The organism is Bradyrhizobium sp. USDA 4510, from assembly GCF_054059095.1.
The window spans coordinates 4,040,893-4,062,075 of sequence record NZ_JBSSBT010000001.1 but is presented as its reverse complement, the minus strand read 5'-3'; the positions used below and the strand labels follow the sequence as shown (position 1 = coordinate 4,062,075).

The following is a 21,183-nucleotide window of genomic DNA, read 5'->3' as shown; positions in this document are numbered from 1 at the left end:
ACCGTCAGCCCGTCGGGGTAAATCCGGTCGCCCGCACGATCCCTTTCCAGCGATCGGATTCGGTGGCGAGCAGTTGCGCAAAGTCATTCATCGCGATTGCGTCGACGTCGACCGACAGTTTGGCCATGCCGGACTTGACCTCGTCGCTGCGCAATGACGCCTGGATCGCGCCGTTGAGTTGCGCGACGATTGCCGCGGGCGTCTTCGCCGGCAGGAAGATGCCGAACCAGGTCACGTCCTGAAGCCCGGGGTAACCGGCTTCCGCCACCGTCGGCACATCGGGGAGGGATTTGAGACGGCTGGGACCGGTCGTCGCCAGAGCGCGAAGCTGTCCGGACTGGACCTGACCCAGCAGGCTGTCGATCGGCATCACCGCCGACGCGATCTCGCCCTTCAGGAGATCCTGGACCGCCCCTCTGCCTTGATAGGGCACGTGGAGATAGTCGAAGCCCGCGGTTCGGCCGAGCATCGCACCGATGAAATGCAGGGTGGTGCCAACGCCCGGCGTGCCGTAGGTCGCCTGTGTCGGGTTGGCGCGGCACCAGGCGACGAAGTCGGCGAGGCTCCTGACATCGTTCGGGACTTTCGGGCCGATCGCCAGCAGCGTCGCGAATGAGCCGACGGTCGATACCGGCGTGAAGTCCTGCGGTGTGTATGCGAGCGAATTGTAGGTGTGTGGAAACAGCGCGATGAACCCAAGCGGCGCGAGCAGCATGACCGATCCATCGGCCTCGGCGTTCTTTACCGCCTCGATCGCAATCCGGCCGCTCGCGCCGGGCCGGGTCTCAACGACGATGGAGTCGGCATAGTCCTTCATCTGCCCGGCAACGAGCCTTGCGACGGCGTCGGGCAATCCGGGCGTGTAGCCGGTCAGGATATGGGCGGTCTTCAGGCGGGGCTGCGCGCCGACTGGCCGGACCAGGCCTGCGGCGGCGAGCGCGGCACCGGCCGCTGACGCGGTCAGGACGTCGCGACGGGTCAACATGCATGCCTCCATGGTCGTCGAGCCGCGCCGTTCGGGGCGCGACGATCTGCGTCATCGCACGCGGAGGATGCGTGAGGCGGGGATAAACGTCCAATGCTAGTGTCTGAGGCGTCCATAACCGTTTTGGTAAGGATCGCTGATGCAGGACATCGAGCGTGCCCGACGCCGGATCAAGCTGCGCGACCTGCACATCCTGCTCGTTATCGCGCGGCGCGGCAGCATGGCGAAGGCTGCCGCGGAGCTCGCGGTGTCGCAGCCGGCGATTTCGCGGGCGGTCAGCGACATGGAGCACGCGCTCGGCCTTCGGCTATTCGATCGTTGCCGTAACGGCATCGAACTGACGGCCTATGGCCATGCTCTGGTGCGACGCGGGGTCTCGATCTTCGACGAGCTTACCCAGGGCTTGCAGGAGCTCGAGTTTCTGGCCGATCCGAGCATCGGAGAGTTGCGCATCGGCAGCACGGAGAGCATCGCAGCGGGCTTGCTTCCGGTGGCGATCGACCGCTTCACGCGGCAGCATCCCGGCATCCGCATCAATGTCGCGCAGACCGTTCTCAGCGATCTGCGCTACCGCGAACTGCGCGAGCGCAACATCGATCTGTTGCTTGGATGGACGCCGACGCCGTTTGACGAGACGGACCTGGCGGTCGAGCCCTTGCTCGACGATCGGCGCGTCGTGGTCGCGGGAAGGCGAAGCAAATGGGCGCGCGCGTCCAGGCTCGAATTGGCCGACCTCGCACACGAGCGCTGGGTGCTGCCTCCGCCGGACACCTTTCCGGGCGCCGCGGTGGCGGAGACGTTTCGCGAATTCGGAATGCAGATGCCAAGCGCGCCGATCACGACGCTGTCGCTTCATTTGTGCTGCCGGCTCGCCGCGACCGGCCGCTTCATCACCGTGCTGCCGGGCTCGGTCGCGCGGTTTGCCGGCGGTGATCTCGGGCTGAAGGAGCTTCCGGTTCAGCTTCCGCGAGCGGCCGCCGTCTCGGCCGCGATCGTCACGTTGAAAGGCCGCACCTTGGGCCCGACCGCCGAGATCTTCATCGCGTGCATCCGTGAGATCGCCAAGGCGGCCGCAAGCAAGGCGGCCGCCGGCAGGTGACAGGCATTACCGGCGCCGTTCCCATCCCATCCGGTGGAGGCGCCCGATGCCTAGTGCGCCATCATCGGCTCGCGCGCGGTTCGCTCGAGCACCGGATCGATCCGCAGCCTGATCGTGACCAGCGCGCCGATCAGTCCCATCACGGCGAGCAGCAGCAGCCCTGCCGTAAAGCTGCCCGTCAGGTCCTTCAGATAGCCGACGGCGAATGGGCCGGCGAAGCCTGACAGGTTGCCGAGCGAGTTGATCGCGGCAATGCCTGCCGCCGCCGAGGCGCCGGTCAGGATACCTGCCGGCATCGGCCAGAACATCGGCGGCACCGCCGACACGCCGATCTGCGCAAGGCAGAGCAGGGCGACGATCAGCACCGGATTCGACACCAGCCCGGCAAGGCCGATACCGACGGCGGCGAGCGTCAGCGCGCCGGCGACATGGTATCGCCGCTCGCCGGTCTTGTCGGAATGGCGGCCGAGCAGCACCATGCCGACCGCGCCGAACACGAAGGGCAGGGCCGCGATCAAGCCGGTCTGGGTGTCGGTGACGCCAAACGCCTTGATGATGGTGGGCAGGAAGAATGCGACGCCGTAGCTTGCCGCGTTGAGGCAGAAATACACGAAGGCGCAGGCAAGGACCCGCGAGTCGGTGAGCGACTGCAGGACGGAAATATGCTCCACGGCCTCGGTTTGCTGCCGCTCGCGCTCAAGCGTCGTCTGAATCCACTTGACCTCGTCGGGCTGCAGCCAGCTTGCCTGGCGCGGAAAATCCGGCAGGAAGGTCAGGACAGCGAAGCCGACCAGGACCGACGGCAATGCCTCGCAGACGAACAGCCACTGCCATCCGGTCAGGCCGGCGCCCGACAGGTTGAGCAGCAATCCCGAGATCGGCGCCCCGATGATGCTCGAGATCGGGATCGCCAGCATGAACAGGCTGATGACGCGCGCGCGGTACACCGACGGGAACCAGAGCGTCAAATAGAAGATGATGCCCGGGAAGAAGCCGGCTTCGCAGGCGCCGAGCAGGAGGCGCAGGAAGTAGAAGATCCATTCGCTCGACAGGCCGCTCGCCGCGGACATCTGCGGGATGAAGGCAAATGCGGCCGAGACGATGCCCCAGCTGATCATGATGCGGGCGATCCACCGCCGCGCACCGAACCGCTCCAGCAGGATGTTGGAGGGCACCTCGAAGAAGAAGTAGCCGATGAAGAACAGCCCGGCGCCGAGCCCGTAGGCGGCCTCGCTGAGGCCGAGCGCCGCGTTCATATGCAGCTTGGCGAAGCCGACATTGACGCGATCGAGATAGGCCACGAAGTAACACAGGATGAGGAACGGAATCAGCCGCCGCATCATCTTTCCGATCGCGCGCTTCTCGACATCGTCGCTCATCGTTCCCATCCCTTCCTGTTTTTCGATTCGGCAGACGATCACTGCGCTGTTCGGGGCGGCACCTCGCGCACCCGCAGCGGTTCGTCGCGTTGCTCTTGCAAGTCTTCTTCATTGTTGTGTAATCGACTGCCGCGTGACTAATGGCATTTGGGAATGGAGCCACGGCGAAACTGTCATGATGCACCGCGGTATAAACGCGGGAACCCTGGAGCGTTTTCCGGCGAAGTGGCTGCCGGCTCGCGTCAAGAAAACGCCTCAAAGCAGAATCTGGAGCCCCGTTCCGGCTTAATCGGAACGGAAAGGGCCCTTGCCGGGCAGGATGGTGGCGGGCCGTGATCAGTAATCTGAAACTGCGCCAGCTGCGCTTGCTGGTCGCTCTCGACAATGAGCGCAAGTTGCAGCTCGCCGCCGAGCGGTTGAACATCACCCAATCGGCGGCATCGAAGATGCTTGCCGAAATCGAGGCGCTGGCGCGGGTTCCCTTGTTCGAGCGCACGGCGCGCGGCGTCGAACCGACGGCCTATGGATCGATCCTGATCCGTGGCGGCAAGAGCGTGCTGGCCGATCTCGACCAGGTCACCGACGAGTTCGCGGGCTACAAATCCGGTGAGCTCGGCACCGTCTCCGTTGGAACAGTCGCCAAGCCGAGCATCGACCTCGTCGTCGACGTGATCCAGTATCTCGGCGAAAAGCTGAATCGGGTGAACATCTCGCTCGATGTCAGCACCAGCCCGCCATTGATCACGCGACTGCTGGCGCTCGAGTTCGATTTCGTCATCGCCAGGATTCCCGCCGGCATCGACCCCCGGCAATTCGACTATTACGAGATCGGCGCGGAGGAGGCGGTGCTGCTCGTTCGCGCGGAGCATCCGTTGGCCGGCCGCGAGACGGTCGAGCTGGAGGACATGGCCGACCAGCAATGGATCTGCCAGCCGCGCGAATCCTTCATGCGCCAGGCACTCGAGAGGCTGTTCATGAGCCGCGGCGTGACGCCGCCGCGCCGGGTCATCAACACCGAGTCGTTTTTCGCATCGGTCGGAATTGCCGCGGGCATCGACGCGATCGTGCCGGTCCCCATGCTGGTGTTCGATCTGGTCGATCCGCAGCGGTTCAAGGTGCTGCGCCTGCGCGACAGGCTGTTGTTGGAGAATTACGGCCTGATCAAGTTGCGCAAGCGTGCGCTGTCACCCGCTGCGGCACTCTTGTTCGACGCGATGAAACGGCTCGGCGTACCGAATGGCGGCGCAGAGCAGGGCGACGCGGCGCGCTGAACACTCAGCGGAACATGCTGCGCAGGTTCTGGGCAATCTCGAACAGCGCCGGATTTTGCTTCACAGCGCGCTTGGCGCGATTGATGGCCGACAGCGCGCTGGCCGCCGGCTTGCCGCGCAAGCTGAGCGGAACGAAGCTGTCGACGACGGCTTCATCGTCCTTGCAGAACAGCCGCTTGTACTCGTCCGAGCCGATGCCGAGATCCAGAGCGCGGTAGTTCAGGCCGGCATGGCGATCGATGATATCGCGCATCAGGATCAGGCCGGGGCTGAACTTGGAATTGGCCGACATCGTGTAGGTGTTGAACATCATCGAGAAGCGATGACCGTCGGACACGCCGGCGAAGATCGCGATCACTTCCTCGTCGCACTCCAGCGCGTGGATGTCGATCGCGTAGCCGTTGCCGTCGGCGCGCGGCGCGAGGCAGGCGGCACGAATGAACTGCTCGATGCCCGGCTCGGCGAACACGTTCGGCAGCTTCTGCTCGGCCATGCGCTGCGGCTTGACGCGGAAGAACCAGTCGAGCAGGCGGCAGACATCGGCGCTCTCGCTCGCGACATAATAGCGATAGCCGGGCAGCGCCTGCAGCTTGCGCTCCTTGCCCTTGAGGCGGCGGCGGAACGAGTTGCTGACCAGCGCCGCCGGTGCCGCGCCGGGCTCGATCGCCAGCACCGGGCAGTCGTTGACCGAAGCCTGATGCGGCAGCAGCGCCAGCGGATTCGGCAGATCCCGCCAGCGCAGCGGCTGCTGGCAGAGCGCGAGCGCATCGGCGCGGGAGCGTTCGGCGATCGATCGGATCAGGGCCGCGATGTCGGCTTCCGTCGCATCGGCGGCGAAATCCTTCGCGCACAGCGCCATGTTGAAGGTCGCATGCCTGCCGCCCATGAAGCTCGCGCAGTTCGCGCCGAGGCGGGATTCGATTGCGAGCGGCAGCAGCAGCAGCGGCCGGCGTTCGCTGTCATGAGCGACGACGATGAAGGGCCGCAGGCCCTCGCGCTCACCGACCTGGCGTTGCCAGCTGGCGAGGAAATCGAACCGCTGATAGGGCGTGTAGCTGTGCTGCGACGTCTCGAAGCCGCGCCAGGTCGCTTCGGCCGCGGTGAGATCATGAAAGATGTCGACGCCGGCGACGCGGATCGCGTTCGGCCACGCCCGCGTCTCGGCCGTCTGGCCTTCGATTGCCGCCGCCATGGTCATCTCGGAACCCGAAATTTTAGGGTATTAATTTACAGTTCTCGGCTGGGGCCGACCTTCGCAGGGAAATGTCAACAAAGAGTAAGAACAATGCCGCGGCGGTGTGCGGGAACCGCCTGACAAGGACGGGGATCTTGGCGCCGGACAGCGGGATTTTACGACGGGCCGGAATGGAGCTCGCGTATTTCAGTGGCGCCTTCAAGCTGCGGGAACGCGAGAGCGGCGGCGCCGGGGTGATCCTGCGCTTCGCCCGCGTTCGTCCCGCGCGACGCGGCCGGTTTCAGCCGCTGAAGTCCCAGGAGATCACGCCGGCTTTCCTCGATCGCACGATCCGTGGGTTGAAGCGCTGGCGGTATGACATCGTCAGGATCGATGAGGCTTGCCGCCGCGCGGTGACCTTGCCGGAGCGCCGGCGCTTTGCCTGCCTGACCTTTGACGGCGCCAGCAAGGACATCGTCACCCATGCCTGGCCGGTGCTCGCCAGGCACGGCGTTCCCTTCGCGCTGTATCTGCCGACGGCCTTTCCCGATGGCGTCGGCGTGGCGTGGTGGCTGGTGCTGGAGGAAATCATCGCGCGCGAAAACCGCATCAGCATGATGATCGACGGCCGGGAGCGGCACTTCGCGATTTCAAATCTCTCGGACAAATACGAGCTGTTCGATTTCCTGTCCGGCTGGCTGCGCAAGCTGCCGCCGTCGGACCTGTCCTACGCGCTGAACGATCTCGCCAGGCGCTATTCGGCCGACGCAGCCCAATTGTCACGCAATGCGTCACTCGACTGGCAGGATCTGGCGAAGCTTGCCGCCGATCCGAACGTGACGTTCGGCAGCGCGACCGTGAACTATCCGGCGCTGTCGAGCCTCAGGGATGCCGACGCGCAGCGCGAGATGGCGATGGGCAAGGCGGTGGCCGAGAGCGCGCTTGGGCGGCAGGTCAGACATTTCGCATTCCCGTTCGGGGACCGCGATGCGTTCGGCCGTCCGCATGTCGTGATGGCCGAAGAGGCCGGCTTTGCCAGCGCGGTGTCGACCATACCAGGGGTCATCGAGGCGCAGGGGCGCACCAACCTTCACGCGCTGCCGCGCATCGCATGGGACGGCCGCGTGCGCTCGCTGCGGATGATGCGGGTACTGCTGTCGGGCGTGATGTTCGCGCCGGTGCGGCCGACGCGCAGCGCGCGCGACCAGGACGTTACTTAGGCGCGATCGGGCCGCGACATCCAGGCGACGATCGGCATCGCCGGCAGCACCCAGCCGAGGCCAGCGACGACGTAGAAGATCGCCTGCAGCAGCCCCGAATTGGCAAGCCACGGCGTCTGCGCGACCGTCATGCCAAGCAGCGACCACACCACCACCAGGATCAGCAGGAAGATGGTTCCGAGCAGTTTGCGGGTGCGTATGGCCATGGCGGATATTTGCAACTCGTGATCCAGGGCGTTTTCGAGCGAAGCGGGCACCGGTTCGCGCAAAGAAAACGCGTCAAAACAACGTTCTGGAGCTTGCTTCCGACTTGATCGGAAACGAGGCTCCGGACGGCGGCTTGCGCCGCGGGCGCGGCGGACTATAAGGGGCCCGAAAATCCAATCAAGTCAGGGCGAAATGGCCGGTATTTCCGCAAAGACATCGCAGCTTCGCGCCGTCAGGGTATGGCTGGTCGCGGTGGCCGCCCTGATCGCCCTGATGGTCTTGGTCGGCGGCGCCACGCGGCTGACCGAGTCCGGCCTGTCGATCGTCGAATGGAAGCCGGTGACCGGTACGCTGCCGCCGCTGACCGAGGCGCAGTGGACCCAAGCCTTCGAGGGCTACAAGAGGATCCCGCAATATCGCGAGCTCAACGCCGGGATGACGCTCGAGCAATTCAAGACGATCTTCTGGTGGGAGTGGAGCCACCGGCTGCTTGGCCGCGTGATCGGCGCGGCCTATCTGCTGCCGTTCCTGTATTTCCTGTGGCGCGGCGCGGTGAGCGGCGAACTCGGCCGGCGATTGTGGGTGATTTTCGGCCTCGGCGCGCTGCAGGGCGGCGTCGGCTGGTGGATGGTCGCGTCCGGCCTCTCGGAACGCATCGAGGTATCGCAGTATCGGCTGGCGACGCATCTTGTGCTGGCGCTTCTGATCTTCGCGGCGATCGTCTGGACGCTGCGGCGCCTGACCGACCGCCCAAGCGTGATCGCGCCGCTCAGGCTGAAGCTCACGAGCGCGGTGCTGCTCGTGCTGACCTTCGTGCAGCTCTATTTCGGCGCGCTGGTCGCGGGGCTGCGCGCGGGCAGGGTTTATAATACTTGGCCCGACATCGACGGCGGCTTCATTCCGTCGGCTGACCGGCTTTGGTTCGAGACACCGTGGTGGCGCAATCTGTTCGACAACACGCTGACGGTGCAGTTCGAACATCGCATGACCGCCTATCTGCTGTTCGCGCTGGCGATCGCACATGCGATCGATGCCATGCGCGCGCGCGCCGGCGGCGCGGTGATCGCCGGCGCCTGGTGGCTGGTGGCGGCGATCACGCTGCAGGCGACGCTCGGCATCCTGACGCTGCTGCATCAGGTGCCGATCGATCTGGCGCTGACGCACCAGGCCGTCGCCATCGTCGTGCTGACGCTCGCGGTGCTGCAGGCCGAGCGCTTCGCCGCGCGCCGGACCGAGCGGGATCAGCCGACCCTCGTTGCGGTCGGCCAGCCCGGTTGATCGATCAACCTCTTTGATCGATCAGGACAGATAGTCGAGCCCGATATCGAGCGCGGCCGAGCTGTGGGTCACCCAGCCGACCGAGATCAGGTCGACGCCGGTTGCGGCAATCGCTGCGGCCGTCGCCGCGGTGATGCGGCCGGAGGCTTCGGTGATCGCCTTGCCGCGCGCCATGTCGACCGCCTGGCTGAGCTGCTCGGTCGTCATGTTGTCGAGCAGCACCGCGTCGACGCCGAGCGTCAGCGCCTCCTCGAGCTGCGACAGCGTGTCGACCTCGACCTCGATCTTGACGAGATGGCCGGTATTGGCCTTGGCGCGCTCGATCGCGGTGCGGATGCCGCCGGCGAGCGCGATGTGGTTGTCCTTGATCAGCACCGCGTCATCCAGCCCGAAGCGATGATTGCCGCCGCCGCCGGCGCGCACCGCATATTTCTCCAGCGCACGCAGTCCCGGCGTGGTCTTGCGGGTGCAGACGATCTGCGCGCGGGTGCCCGCCACGGCCTTGACCAGCGTAGCCGTTGCGGTGGCGACACCGCTCAGATGGCAGAGGAAGTTGAGCGCGGTCCGCTCGGCGGTGAGCAGGCTGCGGGCCGGGCCGTCGATGATCGCGATGACCTGGTCGGGTTCGACCGCGCTGCCGTCGGGCCGTTCGGCGCGCAGCGTGATGGCCGGCGACACCGTCTGGAAGGCTGACCGCGCGACATCGAGCCCGGCGATCACGCCGGGCTGCCGCGCCCGCATCACCAGCCGCGCCTGCTGGCCGGCCAGCACGATGGCGTCTGCGGTGATATCGCCGGCGCGGCCGAGATCCTCGCGCAAGGCGGTCTGCACGATCGGCTCATAGATCAGCGGCAGCAGGGGGGTGAGGGTCATGACAGGGCACTCCTGGCAAATGGCGTGGATTCGACGATGTCGCGCGCGGCGGCGAGTGCATCGGCGCGGGTAAGGGACGACGGAACGGCCGACGCAGCAATGTGCGGGAAATCGGTGCGGAAGTGGCCGCCGCGGCTTTCCTCACGCCGGATGGCGGCAACCGCGACCATCAATCCGACCAATGCTGCGTCGGACGCCGCACTGTGACCGCATGCGAGTGGATAGAGACTGCGGATCGCGCGGGCGATCCCGTCGCGATCGCGCAGGACGCCGAGTCCCTGGGTGAGGATCGGTCGCACGGCGGAGGGATCGGAAGCCTGTGGCATCGCATCGTCGCGCAGCATGGCGCGCGGGCCCGCACTTACGCTTTCGATGCTCTCCGCGACCCAGCGCGCGCAGACGATCGCTTCCATCAGCGAGTTGCTGGCGAGGCGGTTGGCGCCGTGCAACCCGGTGCGCGCGGCCTCGCCGCAGGCCCACAGGCCCTGCACCGTGCTGCGGCCATAGCCATCAACCGCGATGCCGCCCATATGGTAGTGAACCGCCGGCCGGATCGGGATCGGATCATGGGCGGGGTCGATGCCGGCCATCTTGCAGAACGCGCTGATCACGGGATAGCGCTGCGCAAACTCCGCGCCCGGATGTTGGCGCGCGTCGAGGAAGGTGCGATGCCCCGCGGCACGGTGGTGCCACACGGCGCGCGCCACGATGTCGCGTGGCGCAAGCTCGGCGCCGGGCTGATCGGCCATGAAGCGCTCGCCGGTCTCGTCGATCAACACCGCGCCATCGCCACGGATCGCCTCGGTCAGCAGCGGCATCGGGCGCGACGGCCCGTCGAACGCGGTCGGATGAAACTGGACGAACTCGATGTCCGACAGTTTCGCGCCGGCCTGTGCGGCAAGTGCGAGCCCCTGGCCGAAACACCCGCCGGGATTGGTGCTGTCGGCGAACAGCCCACCGATGCCGCCGGTCGCGATCACCACGCGATTGGTCGTGATCGTCAGCGCGCCGCTTGCGTTGGCTGCAAGCACGCCCCTGACCGCATTGTCCTCGACCAGCAGCCGGCGCGCCTCGACGCCTTCCAGCAGCGTGATCGATGGTGTGCGCCGGACCGCCGCGATCAGCGCGCGCATGATCTCGCGTCCGGTACCGTCGCCGGTGGCGTGCACGATGCGGTTGCGGCGGTGTGCGGCCTCGAGCCCGAGGCGCCAGCTGCCGTCGGCGTGCCGGTCGAAGGCGACGCCGAGCCTCGCCAGCTGCTCGACGGCGGCGGGCGCGGCGTGGACGATCCGGCTCGCGGCGGCCGCGTCGCAAAGGCCGGCGCCGGCCGCGAGCGTATCGGCGAGATGCAGGGCAGGGCTGTCATCTGCGCCGACCGGGGCCGCAAGGCCGCCCTGAGCCCACATGCTGGAAGCTTCCGCGCCGAGCGGCGACTTCGACAGCAGCACGACCGGCTCGGGGGCGAGCTGAAGCGCGGTCATCAGCCCGGCGGCACCGCCGCCGATGATCACCGGGCGGCCGTTGAGATCGGAGATATCGATGCTCATATCGCCAGCATCCTTTCGACGCTCTTGCGCGCGCGATCAGCGATCGCGGAGTCGATGGTGACCTCGTGCTGGTTGGTCTCCAGCGCGTGACGGATGTTCTTCAGCGTGATCCGCTTCATGTGCGGACAGAGATTGCAGGGGCGGACGAAGTCGACACCGGGATTTAGCGCGGCGATGTTGTCGCTCATCGAGCATTCCGTCAGCAGCACGACGCGCGGCGGACGTTTGGTCTCGACGAACGACTGCATCGCAGCCGTCGACCCGGCAAAGTCCGCTTCGGCGACCACCTCGGGCGGGCATTCCGGATGCGCCAGGATGGTGACATCGGGATGATCCTCGCGCAGCTGACGCACGTCATCGGCGGTGAACAACTCGTGCACCTCGCAGTGGCCCTTCCAGGCGATGATCTTCTTGCTGGTCTGCTTGGCGATGTTCTGCGCCAGATATTCATCCGGGAGCATGATGACGCGCTCGGCGCCGAGCGATTCAACCACCTTCAGCGCATTGCCCGACGTGCAGCAGATGTCGGACTCGGCCTTCACCGCGGTCGAGGTGTTGACATAGGCGACGACCGGTGCGTCCGGGTAGCGCGCGCGCATCAGCCGCACGTCCTGCGCGGTGATGGAATCCGCCAGCGAGCAACCGGCCTTGAGGTCGGGGATCAGCACGGTCTTGGCCGGATTGAGTAGCTTCGCGGTCTCGGCCATGAAGTGCACGCCCGCGAGCACGATGACATCGGCATCGACCTTGGTTGCTTCGCGCGCGAGCAACAGGCTGTCGCCGACGATATCGGCGACGCCGTGGAAGATCTCCGGCGTCTGGTAATTATGCGCCAGTACCACCGCGTTGCGGCGGCGTTTCAGCGCGAGGATCGCATCGACGTCCTCGGCGAACGTGGCCCATTCGAACGGCGGGATGACGCGTTTGACGCGCTCATAAAGCGGCGCGGTGCGGGTGAGCAGATCGGTATCGAGCGCAACCATTTATACTCTCCGTGAGCATAAGATGGCTTATACTTATCCTGAGCATAAGGCGTGTCAAGTGCGCGAAAGCGGGAGCTTGGTGCCGGCGACGGCCCGTTCGGCCAGCACGGCATGGCGGAAGCGGAATAGCTTGGCCGGCCGGCCGACGGTATCGGCGGCCATTGCGCCAGTCTCTTCAACGAGTTCCTGCTGCTCGATCAGCCGGCGGAAGTTCTGCTTGTGGACCAGCCGGCCTGCGAGCGCCTCAACACTGCGTTGCAGTTGCAGCAGGGTGAACTCGGCCGGCATCAGCTCGAATACCACCGGACGGTATTTGATCTTGGCGCGCAGCCGCGCGATCCCGGTCGCGAGAATGCGGCGATGATCCGCCGTCATCGGCTTGCCCGGCACGACCGGCGCCTCGCGGGCATGCCCGCGTCCGGCTTCCGGGATCAGCGCGGCCTCGTAGAGCAGCTCATAGCGTTGCAGCACCAGCTCTTCGTTCCAGTCGCGATCGTCGAGTCCAAAAGTGATGGCGCAACGCTGCCAGCGCTCGCGCTGCAGCGTCGGCGACGGCGCCGCCTTCGCCCACGTTTTCAGCTTCGGCGCGATCGTCTTCGCCAGGAAGGCCGGCGCGCCGGCGCGATGATCCTCCCAGGGGAAGTAGTCGTACCAGCCGGACCAGTGCGCCTCAAAGCCTTCGCCGACACGATCCTCGCGGGTCAGGCCGAGATAGCTGATCGAGACGCTGTGCGGCCCCTTGGCATCGCCGGAGCGGCCGCGGTCGGCAAAGGTGTAGAGCTGCTCGACATAGCCGAGCGGGTGGCCGGTCTGCGCTTCGACCCAGGCCCGCAGCGCGGTCTGCAGCGAGCGATGGGTGAACTCGAACGGGCCGCTCGGCAGCGCGGAGCCGCCGGCGATGGTCATGATCTTGGGCGTGCCCTCGGTGACGGCGACCAGCACCGCGACGAGATCGGCGGTCACCGCGTTCCCCGAAGCCGGTGCGCTGGATTTCTGCGGCGATCTGGCCACCCGATCGGTCCGCGCTAGCAGTAGCCGTAGACGCCACAGGCGTAGGGCAGGCGGTCCCAATAGGTCACATAGGCACCGCCGTAGTACGGGCCGAAATAGTTGTAGGAGTGCCAATTGCCGTAATAGCCGGGCAGCGACGACGACCCCGGCAGCAGCGGCTCGCCGGGCACGAACGGGATATACGGCTCGGAATTGAGCGGGATCACCACGGGCTGCTCGACGACCACGAGCTGGCGTCCGCGCCGCACATAGGTCGGCGATGTGATCGTGGTGCGGTAGGCGTAATGCCGGTGCGGCAGGCCCGCCGGCAGCTGGCGCGCGGCCTTGACGGTCGCGCTCTTGGCGACGGCCGGGCCGTCGGCGGCGTCAGCAGGCGGGATCGCAAACAATGCGATCGCGAGCGGCAATGTCCAGCGCAGCATCAATGGTCTCCCGAATCATCCGGAGCCTATCACTGCCACTTTAAGCCGGATTGAACGTTAACGAGAGGCCCGTCGGTATTAAGCGTTAACGGGAGGCCCGCCGCCTTGGGCAAGTTGCCGGAGCGATACGGCGCACCGCTCCGGAACAATTGCGGGATCAGGCGCGCAGGGCCTGGTCGAGGTCGGCGATCAGGTCTTCCTTGTCCTCGATGCCGATCGAAAGCCGCACCACCTCGGGCGCCGCGCCCGACCTCACCTTGGCGGCGTCGTCGAGCTGGCTGTGGGTGGTGGAGGCCGGATGGATCACCAGCGAGCGGGTGTCGCCGACATTGGCGAGATGCGAGAACAGCTGCAGGTTCGACACCAGATTGACGCCGGCGTCATAGCCGCCCTTAAGGCTAAACGTGAACACCGCCCCGGCTCCCTTCGGCGCATATTTGCGCTGCAAGGCGTTGTACCTGTCGCCGGGCAGGCCGGCATAGTTCACCGCCGACACAGCGGGGTGAGTGGAGAGGAATTCCGCCACCGCCTTGGCGTTGTCGCAGTGCTTCTGCATGCGCAGCGGCAGCGTCTCGATGCCGGTCAGGATCATGAAGGCGTTGAACGGCGACAGCGCGGGGCCGAGGTCGCGCAGGCCGAGCACGCGGCAGGCGATCGCGAAGGCGAAGTTGCCGAAGGTCTCCTGGATCCGGATGCCGTGATATTCCGGGCGCGGCTCGCTCAGCATCGGATATTTGTTGTCCTTCGACCAGTCGAAGGTGCCGGCATCGACGATGATGCCGCCGAGTGAGTTGCCGTGACCGCCGAGGAACTTGGTCAGGGAGTGCACGACGATGTCGGCGCCGTGGTCGATCGGCTTGATCAGATAGGGCGAGGCCAGCGTGTTGTCGACGATCAGCGGCACGCCGGCCTTGCGCGCAACGGCCGCGATCGCCTCGATATCGGTGATGCTGCCGGCCGGGTTGGCGATCGACTCGATGAAGATCGCCTTGGTGTGCGGCGTCACCGCGCGCTCGAAGCTTTCGATCTCATCTGGGTCGGCCCAGGCCACGTTCCAGCCGAACGCCTTGAAGGCGTGCGTGAACTGGTTGATCGAGCCGCCATAGAGCTTGCGTGCCGCGATGATCTCATCGCCGGGCTTCAACAGCTGCTGCAGCACGACGACCTGCGCCGCGTGACCGGAAGCGACGGCGAGCGCCGCGGTGCCGCCTTCGAGGGCTGCGACACGTTCCTCGAGCACGGCATTGGTCGGGTTGCCGATGCGAGTATAGATGTTGCCGAAGGCCTGCAGGCCGAACAGCGAGGCCGCGTGGTCGGCATCGTTGAAGACGAATGACGTGGTCTGGTAGATCGGTGTCGCCCGCGCTCCGGTGGTGGGATCAGGCTGCGCGCCGGCGTGCACGGCGAGGGTGGAAAATCCCGGAAGGCGATCGGTCATTCTTTAGTATCCTGTTGTGGCCTGGTCGAAACGCGCGGCATGCTGATGGCGACGGCGCCCGCCGTCAAGCGAGTTAGGCACACCGCCAGTTGGACGGGCATCCGCGCTATACCGGATGATCGCAGCGATTATTCCGCTGCGATGTCAGGTCGTCTCGGTCTTGTTCTTTGCCGCGCGGTCGGACGCCGCGGTCTGTCCGCCGCCGAAGCTCGTGCGATTGAGCGACAGCCGCATGCCCTGCGTCGGGATCGGCGCACGCTTGGAGCTCAGCGTGCGCGAGTTGACGCCCATCCACGAGATCTCCGACGACAGCCGGCCATACTCGATCTTCGGGCAACGGTTCATCACCACCTTGAGGCCCGCGGCTTCCGCCTTCTCGGCAGCGGCATCGTCGCGCGCGCCAAGCTGCATCCAGATCACCTTCGGCGGCGTCGACAATTTCAGCGCCTCCTCGACCACGGGCATGATGTGGCTTGAGTTGCGGAAGATGTCGATCATGTCGATCGGCCGATCGATGTCCGCAAGCGAGGCGACGAACGGCTTGCCCATCAGCGTCTTGCCGACATGGCCGGGGTTGACCGGGATCATGTCGTAGCCGCGCTGCGCCAGATATTTGAACGCGAAATAGCTCGGCCGCACATTGACCGGCGAGGCGCCGACCATCGCGATGGTCTTGACGTTGTTCAGAATGCTGCGGATGTAGTTGTCGTCGTAGGCGTCGTGATTCATTTTTCTTCCGGGTTTGTCATTCCGGGGCCCGCGCAGCGAGAACCCGGAATCTCGAGATTCCGGGTCTGGTGCTAATGCACCATCCCGGAATGACGACCTCAGGTCGTCACTTGTCCTGCCACTTCGGATCGCGCTTCTCGATGAAGGCACCGATGCCTTCCTCGGCGTCGCGCGCCATCATGTTTTCGGTCATCACCTCGGCGGCGAAGCGATAGGCATCGGCGAGGTTCATCTCGGCCTGGCGATAGAACGCTTCCTTGCCGAGCTTGACGGTGTAGGCCGATTTCAGCGCGACCTTCTCGGCCAGCGCGATCGCGGCGTCGCGTTCGGTGCCAGCGGATACCACGCGGTTGACGAGGCCGATGCTCTGCGCCGTTGCCGCCGAGACCGGCTCTCCGGTCAGCAGCATCTCCATGGCCTGTTTGCGCGGCACGTTGCGCGACAGCGCCACCATCGGCGTCGAGCAGAACAGCCCGATGTCGACGCCCGGCGTCGCGAACGCCGCCGCTTCGGAGGCGACCGCGAGGTCGCAACTTGCGACGAGCTGGCAGCCGGCCGCGGTGGCGATGCCCTGGACGGATGCGACCACCGGCTTCGGAAGGCGCACGATGGCCTGCATCATCGCGCTGCAGGCGTTCATGATTTGCGCGAAATAGGCGCGGCCGCGGTCGGCATCGCTACGGCGCGCGGTAAGCTCCTTGAGGTCGTGGCCGGCGCAGAACGCCGGGCCTTTGGCGGCGAGCACGACGGCGCGGATGCGCTTGTCGCCGCCGACATCGTTCAGGGCGGCGTGCAGCTCGGCGATCAGGCCCTCGGAGAGGCTGTTGCGCGCTCCGGGGCGATTGAGCGTCAGTAGCGCGATACTGCCGACGGTCTCGCGCAGCAGGATCGGCTGGTGTTGCGGCGCTTCGGCGCGGGCGGCTTGGGCGGACATGGTGAAATTCCACTTTGGTCTCTGTGACAACTTAATGTAACAGGCAGGCTGAAGCGAGGGCAGGGACGGCATGGCGACTGCGAAAATGAGCGTGGCTGACGTGGAGGAGTTCCTGCGGAGGGAATTCCCGCAGGCGTTCGTCTACGACGATGTCCGGATCGAAAGCGCCGACGGCGAGACCGCCCTGCTGCGCCAGCGCTTCAGCGAGCGCATGCTGCGGCCGGGCGGTACGGTGTCCGGGCCGACCCTGATGGGGCTGGCGGATTTCGCGATGTACGTGGTGCTACTGTCGGCGATCGGGCCGGTTGGCCTTGCCGTGACCACCAACCTCAACATCAACTTCCTGCGCAAGGGTCAGCCGGGGCAGGACGTACTTGCGGTGGCGAGGCTGCTCAAGCTCGGCAAGCGGCTCGCGGTCGGCGAGGTCAACCTGCTGTCCGGCTCGTCTCCCGATCCCATCGCCCATGTCACGGCGACCTATTCCATTCCAAATCAATAGGCTTTTCTACGGTATTATTGCACCATAATTGCAAGCCATTGTTTTTTCTGATGTAATTTGAGCACATGGGCGTTGACGCGCGATCGCGGCTTCTCTAGAAAGCTGCCAGTTCGGCGCATACGGCGCCGATTTCTTTTTCACGGATTTCACACATGAGCACGTTCTCGGCCAAGCCCGCCGAAGTGACGAAGAAGTGGGTCGTGATCGACGCCAAGGGTCTGGTCGTCGGTCGTCTCGCCACGCTCGTCGCGATGCGCCTGCGCGGCAAACACCTGCCCACCTACACCCCACATGTCGATTGCGGCGACAACGTCATCATCGTCAACGCCGCGCATGTGGTGCTGACCGGTCGCAAGCGCGACCAGAAGACCTACTACAAGCACACCGGCTTCATCGGTGGCATCAAGGAGCGCACCGCGAAGCAGATCCTCGAGGGTCGCTTCCCCGAGCGCGTCGTCGAGAAGGCGATCGAGCGCATGATCCCGCGTGGTCCGCTCGGCCGCATGCAGATGGGCAATCTGCGCGTCTATCCGGGTGCCGATCATCCGCATGAAGCGCAGAGCCCCGAGAAGGTCGATATCGCTTCCCTGAATCGCAAGAACACGAGGGCCGCATAATGTCCGATACGTTGCAGTCCCTCGACCAGCTCTCGCAGGTCAAGCCGGCCGCTCCCGACGCGCCGAAATACGTCAAGAAGGTCGACAAGTACAACCGCGCTTACGCCACCGGCAAGCGCAAGGACGCGGTCGCCCGCGTCTGGGTCAAGCCGGGCTCCGGCAAGATCTCGGTCAACACCCGCGAGTTCGAAGTCTACTTCGCCCGCCCGGTGCTGCGCATGATGATCCAGCAGCCGCTGGTCGCTGCCGCCCGTAACGGCCAGTACGACGTGATCTGCACCGTCGCCGGCGGCGGTCTCTCCGGCCAGGCCGGTGCTGTCCGCCACGGCATCTCGAAGGCGCTCACCAACTTCGAGCCCGAGCTGCGCGGCGTCCTCAAGAAGGGCGGCTTCCTGACCCGCGACAGCCGCTCGGTCGAGCGCAAGAAGTACGGCAAGGCGAAGGCCCGCAAGTCCTTCCAGTTCTCGAAGCGCTAATTCGAGTTCTAAAATTCGCGGCAATTGCCGCGGGCATCGAGTTGCAGAGGGCGCCGCGAGGCGCCCTTTTTGCTGCGTCCGACCGGCGATGCTTCGGCGCGAATTAGCGCAGTTTTTCATGAAAACTTGCGTGTGCGTGCAAACGAAATTGGAACTCGCACCTTCTAGCTTGCGGGCTCGCAATGGCGCTGCATCACCGTATTCATTTGCGCCTGCGAACGTTGCATCACACCGGGCTGGGGTGAGTTTATGTCGTTCGATCCATCGACACTTTATTTGTTCGCCACCATGGTCGCGGGCATGCTCGGCGCCATGCTGTGGTTGTTCGGCAGGCAGGAGAACATTTCCGCGCTGAAATGGTGGGGCACCGCCTATCTGCTCGGCGCGGCCTCGGTCGCGGTCTGGACGGTCGGTAGTTCGACGCTCGATCCGATGGTTCTGCTGGGCCTCAATGCGATCGGATTCGCCGCCTGCGGCCTGGTCTGGAATGCGGCGCGCATTTTCCACGGCCGCAAGGCCAATTTGCTGGGCCTCGTGCTCGGCCCGATCGCATGGATCGGGGCGGTGACGACGGTTGAGGATCCCGCGATGCGCCTGACGATCGGTGCCGGGATCGTCGCGATCTACGCCGCGCTGACCGCATCAGAACTGTGGAGCGAGCGCCGCCGCGCGATGCAACGGCGCTGGCTTGCGATCGTCATCCCGGTCGCGCACGGTTGCGTCCTGATGCTGCCGATCCTGGTCGGCGACCTGCTGCGATTGAACGGCCAGAATTTCGTCTCCAGCTTTTGGGTCACGCTGTTTTCGATCGAACTCGTGCTGTACGCGATCGGCACGGTGTTCGTGATCTTCATGATGGTGTCGGACCGCGCGGTGGCCGTGCATAAGACGGCCGCGTCGATCGACCCCCTGAGCGGCATGCTCAACCGCCGCGGCTTCACCGAGGCCTGCGCGCGGGTGATCGAGCGCGAGTCCATTGCCGGCCGGCCGGTCACCGTGATGATCTTCGACATCGATCACTTCAAGTCAATCAACGACCGCTTCGGCCATCCCGCGGGTGACGAGATCCTGAAGCTGTTCTCCGCTGTCGTGGTCAACAGCCTCAGGATCAGCGATCTGTCGGGCCGGATCGGCGGCGAGGAATTCGCGGCGCTGCTGCCGTGCTCGCTGGAGGAGGGTGTGCTGGTCGCCGAGCGCGTGCGCGAAGCCTTCGAGAACAGCAACATCACCTGCGAGGAAGGCGCGGTCGACACCACGGTCAGCATCGGCGTCGCAGGCGGTCCCGCCGGCACCGAGCTCGAGGTGCTGTTGGCCTCGGCCGACACCGCGCTCTACCAGGCCAAGCGCGGCGGCCGCAACCGCGTCGAGGCAGCGGAGGAATTGCCGCTCTCGCTGGAGAACTGGCGGCGCAAGACCGCGGGCCTGCCGGCTTCGGCGCGGCAAAAGCCGGCGAGCGTCCGGGCATGAGTGTGGTAACGAGTGGTTAACCATTCGATCCCATGCTTTCGGGCATGGAGTCGATCCGCACCCGCAATCCGCAGTCAGCCCTGATGTCGCTCGAAGCCGCCGCGGTTTCGGCGCGCAGCGGTTTCGCCTGCCTGTTCTCGGACTCGCATGAATACGAGACCGCGCTGATCGCCGAACGGCGCGCGCAGGGGCGATACCAGCCGCCGAAGAGTCGCTGGCCGATGGTGATGCTGGCCGGCGTGATGCTGATGGTCGCGGGAACGGTGCTGCTGCTCTCCTGACGTGCGGTCACGCGGCCCGCGCCGGATCCTCCGTCTTGAAGTGGTCGATCATCACCTTGGCGATCGCCATCAGCGGCAGCGCCAGCGCCAGCCCCCAGATGCCGAACACGACGCCGAGCAGGATCTGGAACGCGAACAGCGTGGCCGGCGGGATGTCGAGCGCCTGGCGCTGGATGATCGGCGTCAGCACGTAGCTTTCCAGCGCGTGGACGCCGAGGAACAGGATGAAGGCCGACAGCGCCGCGATCCATCCGGTCGCAAGGCTCGCGAGCACCACGATCAGCCCGCCGAGGATCGCGCCGACCGTCGGAATGAAGGCGAGCAGGCCGGCCTGGATGCCGAGGATGAACGAGCTCGGAATGCCGATGATGGCAAGCCCGATCCAGGTGACGAGGAATACCGCCGTCATCGTGATGATCTGCGCGATCAGCCAGCGCTCCAGTGTCTCGCCGATGCGGTCGACGATGATGGTCGCCTGCGCGCGGTACTTGACCGGCGCGATGAACAACAGCCCGGCGCGGTAGATGCTGGGCTGGGCCGCGAAGGCGAGCCCGAGAAACAGCACGATGAAGAAGTTGCCGACGACGCTGACGGTGCCGAGTAGCACCTTCAGCGTCTGGCTGATGATGGCGCCGCCGCTTGAGGCCAGCGCGCCGGCGCCGGGGATGCCATGGGACTGCGACGATGGGGGCGTCGTTGTCGTCGTCGTCACGGCGGTGCCTTCGCCCTTTGCCTCGCCCGCGGCATTGGTGAAATCGAGATAGCTGGTGTCGACCCCGTGCTGTTCGAGGAAGTCCTTGACGCTGCCGAGCTGCGATTTGATCGTGTTGCTCAGCACCGTGGCCTGCTGCGCGATCGTGGTGCCGCCGAGGAACACGATGCCGGACAGCAGCCCGGCCATCGCCAGGCAGACGATCGCAAGCCGCAACGCGTGGGGCAGCTTGGTCAGCCGGCCGAGCAGGGTGGTCATGGCATTGAGGGCGACCCCGAGCAGCATGCCAGCGAACAGCAGGAACAAGGTCGCGGCAAAATGCCAGGCGAAGGTCAGCAGGGCAGCGAACAGCACCACGCCGATGCCGCCGACGGCGATCGCCCATGCCAAGTCGTTGCGGGCCTTCAGGCGATTGTCAGCCGAGTCTGTCACGGGTGATTCCCCCTTCGCGACGGTGTTTCGAGCAGTCTTTGGCGAAAACCCCGCCGGGATCAAGCTGGCGGGGCCGTGCCGGTTCGCCGCTGACGGGGTGCGGGGCCGGGCGCGATCGGTGGGCATCTGGCCGGCTTTGGGTCCCGAGG

Annotated in this window: 22 protein-coding genes; 9 read left to right on the top strand and 13 right to left on the bottom strand. The window is 65.7% G+C overall.

The features are described 5' to 3' along the window. Positions 1 to 4: 4 nt before the first annotated feature. Positions 5 to 985, bottom strand: a complete 981-nt coding sequence (locus ACVMDN_RS18595; protein WP_057020864.1) for a Bug family tripartite tricarboxylate transporter substrate binding protein — start codon at positions 983 to 985, stop codon at positions 5 to 7. Positions 986 to 1,124: 139 nt separating this feature from the next. Between ACVMDN_RS18595 and ACVMDN_RS18590 the strand changes: the two genes are divergently transcribed. Continuing rightward, positions 1,125 to 2,084: a LysR family transcriptional regulator gene (locus tag ACVMDN_RS18590; protein ID WP_310885900.1), complete on the top strand. Its 960-nt coding sequence runs from the start codon at positions 1,125 to 1,127 to the stop codon at positions 2,082 to 2,084. Between the two features lie 50 nt (positions 2,085 to 2,134). Here the strand turns inward: ACVMDN_RS18590 and ACVMDN_RS18585 are convergent, their stop codons facing one another. Continuing rightward, on the bottom strand, positions 2,135 to 3,472 hold the full coding sequence (locus ACVMDN_RS18585) for an MFS transporter (protein ID WP_016844958.1): 1,338 nt from the start codon (positions 3,470 to 3,472) through the stop codon (positions 2,135 to 2,137). A gap of 323 nt (positions 3,473 to 3,795) precedes the next feature. Between ACVMDN_RS18585 and ACVMDN_RS18580 the strand changes: the two genes are divergently transcribed. Then, on the top strand, positions 3,796 to 4,734 hold the full coding sequence (locus tag ACVMDN_RS18580; RefSeq protein ID WP_076825290.1) for a LysR family transcriptional regulator: 939 nt from the start codon (positions 3,796 to 3,798) through the stop codon (positions 4,732 to 4,734). Between the two features lie 4 nt (positions 4,735 to 4,738). Here the strand turns inward: ACVMDN_RS18580 and ACVMDN_RS18575 are convergent, their stop codons facing one another. Next, positions 4,739 to 5,932, bottom strand: a complete 1,194-nt coding sequence (locus tag ACVMDN_RS18575) for a GNAT family N-acetyltransferase (protein WP_076825293.1) — start codon at positions 5,930 to 5,932, stop codon at positions 4,739 to 4,741. 167 nt (positions 5,933 to 6,099) lie between these two features. Here ACVMDN_RS18575 and ACVMDN_RS18570 point away from each other — a divergent pair, with 167 nt between their 5' ends. Continuing rightward, positions 6,100 to 7,128, top strand: a complete 1,029-nt coding sequence (locus tag ACVMDN_RS18570; protein ID WP_168855923.1) for a polysaccharide deacetylase family protein — start codon at positions 6,100 to 6,102, stop codon at positions 7,126 to 7,128. Here ACVMDN_RS18570 and ACVMDN_RS18565 read toward each other — a convergent pair. After that, positions 7,125 to 7,334 (bottom strand): DUF2842 domain-containing protein, encoded by a 210-nt coding sequence (locus tag ACVMDN_RS18565; RefSeq protein ID WP_016844954.1) that lies wholly within the window; start codon positions 7,332 to 7,334, stop codon positions 7,125 to 7,127. The genes ACVMDN_RS18570 and ACVMDN_RS18565 overlap by 4 nt on opposite strands. A gap of 193 nt (positions 7,335 to 7,527) precedes the next feature. Between ACVMDN_RS18565 and ACVMDN_RS18560 the strand changes: the two genes are divergently transcribed. Beyond that, positions 7,528 to 8,613, top strand: a complete 1,086-nt coding sequence (locus tag ACVMDN_RS18560) for a COX15/CtaA family protein (RefSeq protein ID WP_168855922.1) — start codon at positions 7,528 to 7,530, stop codon at positions 8,611 to 8,613. A gap of 21 nt (positions 8,614 to 8,634) precedes the next feature. On the opposite strand, the gene nadC is transcribed toward ACVMDN_RS18560, so the two are convergent. From nadC to ACVMDN_RS18520, 8 genes are all read right to left on the bottom strand, one after another. Further along, on the bottom strand, positions 8,635 to 9,486 hold the full coding sequence (nadC, locus tag ACVMDN_RS18555; RefSeq protein WP_168855921.1) for a carboxylating nicotinate-nucleotide diphosphorylase: 852 nt from the start codon (positions 9,484 to 9,486) through the stop codon (positions 8,635 to 8,637). Then, entirely contained in the window at positions 9,483 to 11,033 is a 1,551-nt protein-coding gene (locus ACVMDN_RS18550) for an L-aspartate oxidase (RefSeq protein ID WP_316397294.1), read from the bottom strand. The genes nadC and ACVMDN_RS18550 overlap by 4 nt, the downstream gene beginning before the upstream one ends. Further along, the gene (gene nadA / locus ACVMDN_RS18545) at positions 11,030 to 12,016 is read right to left on the bottom strand and encodes a quinolinate synthase NadA (RefSeq protein WP_057020659.1); all 987 of its coding nucleotides are present in this window, start codon (positions 12,014 to 12,016) and stop codon (positions 11,030 to 11,032) included. The genes ACVMDN_RS18550 and nadA overlap by 4 nt, the downstream gene beginning before the upstream one ends. A 54-nt stretch (positions 12,017 to 12,070) precedes the next feature. Beyond that, positions 12,071 to 12,922, bottom strand: a complete 852-nt coding sequence (locus tag ACVMDN_RS18540) for an NUDIX hydrolase (protein ID WP_233475385.1) — start codon at positions 12,920 to 12,922, stop codon at positions 12,071 to 12,073. A gap of 119 nt (positions 12,923 to 13,041) precedes the next feature. After that, complete coding sequence (locus ACVMDN_RS18535) at positions 13,042 to 13,449, bottom strand: hypothetical protein (protein WP_018271884.1); 408 nt, start codon at positions 13,447 to 13,449, stop codon at positions 13,042 to 13,044. A 157-nt stretch (positions 13,450 to 13,606) separates the two neighbouring features. Then, positions 13,607 to 14,887, bottom strand: coding sequence for an O-acetylhomoserine aminocarboxypropyltransferase (locus ACVMDN_RS18530; protein WP_141342882.1), 1,281 nt, complete (start codon positions 14,885 to 14,887; stop codon positions 13,607 to 13,609). A gap of 144 nt (positions 14,888 to 15,031) precedes the next feature. Next, positions 15,032 to 15,616, bottom strand: a complete 585-nt coding sequence (locus tag ACVMDN_RS18525; RefSeq protein ID WP_057020656.1) for a CoA-binding protein — start codon at positions 15,614 to 15,616, stop codon at positions 15,032 to 15,034. A 106-nt stretch (positions 15,617 to 15,722) separates the two neighbouring features. Continuing rightward, entirely contained in the window at positions 15,723 to 16,550 is an 828-nt protein-coding gene (locus ACVMDN_RS18520) for an enoyl-CoA hydratase (RefSeq protein ID WP_316397295.1), read from the bottom strand. Between the two features lie 70 nt (positions 16,551 to 16,620). On the opposite strand from ACVMDN_RS18520, the gene ACVMDN_RS18515 reads away from it, so the two are divergent. The 5 genes from ACVMDN_RS18515 (at position 16,621) to ACVMDN_RS18495 (ending at position 19,890) form a co-directional block, all read left to right on the top strand. Next, a complete protein-coding gene (locus ACVMDN_RS18515; protein ID WP_057020654.1) occupies positions 16,621 to 17,049 on the top strand; it encodes a PaaI family thioesterase in 429 nt (142 codons plus the stop codon). A 152-nt stretch (positions 17,050 to 17,201) separates the two neighbouring features. Then, on the top strand, positions 17,202 to 17,666 hold the full coding sequence (gene rplM, locus ACVMDN_RS18510) for a 50S ribosomal protein L13 (RefSeq protein WP_016840522.1): 465 nt from the start codon (positions 17,202 to 17,204) through the stop codon (positions 17,664 to 17,666). Continuing rightward, complete coding sequence (gene rpsI, locus ACVMDN_RS18505; RefSeq protein ID WP_028333930.1) at positions 17,666 to 18,142, top strand: 30S ribosomal protein S9; 477 nt, start codon at positions 17,666 to 17,668, stop codon at positions 18,140 to 18,142. The genes rplM and rpsI overlap by 1 nt, the downstream gene beginning before the upstream one ends. A 249-nt stretch (positions 18,143 to 18,391) precedes the next feature. Continuing rightward, complete coding sequence (locus tag ACVMDN_RS18500) at positions 18,392 to 19,609, top strand: GGDEF domain-containing protein (RefSeq protein ID WP_057020653.1); 1,218 nt, start codon at positions 18,392 to 18,394, stop codon at positions 19,607 to 19,609. Between the two features lie 44 nt (positions 19,610 to 19,653). Continuing rightward, positions 19,654 to 19,890, top strand: coding sequence for a hypothetical protein (locus tag ACVMDN_RS18495; RefSeq protein WP_316397358.1), 237 nt, complete (start codon positions 19,654 to 19,656; stop codon positions 19,888 to 19,890). A gap of 7 nt (positions 19,891 to 19,897) precedes the next feature. Here the strand turns inward: ACVMDN_RS18495 and ACVMDN_RS18490 are convergent, their stop codons facing one another. Then, on the bottom strand, positions 19,898 to 21,034 hold the full coding sequence (locus tag ACVMDN_RS18490) for an AI-2E family transporter (RefSeq protein WP_316397359.1): 1,137 nt from the start codon (positions 21,032 to 21,034) through the stop codon (positions 19,898 to 19,900). Positions 21,035 to 21,183: the final 149 nt, after the last annotated feature.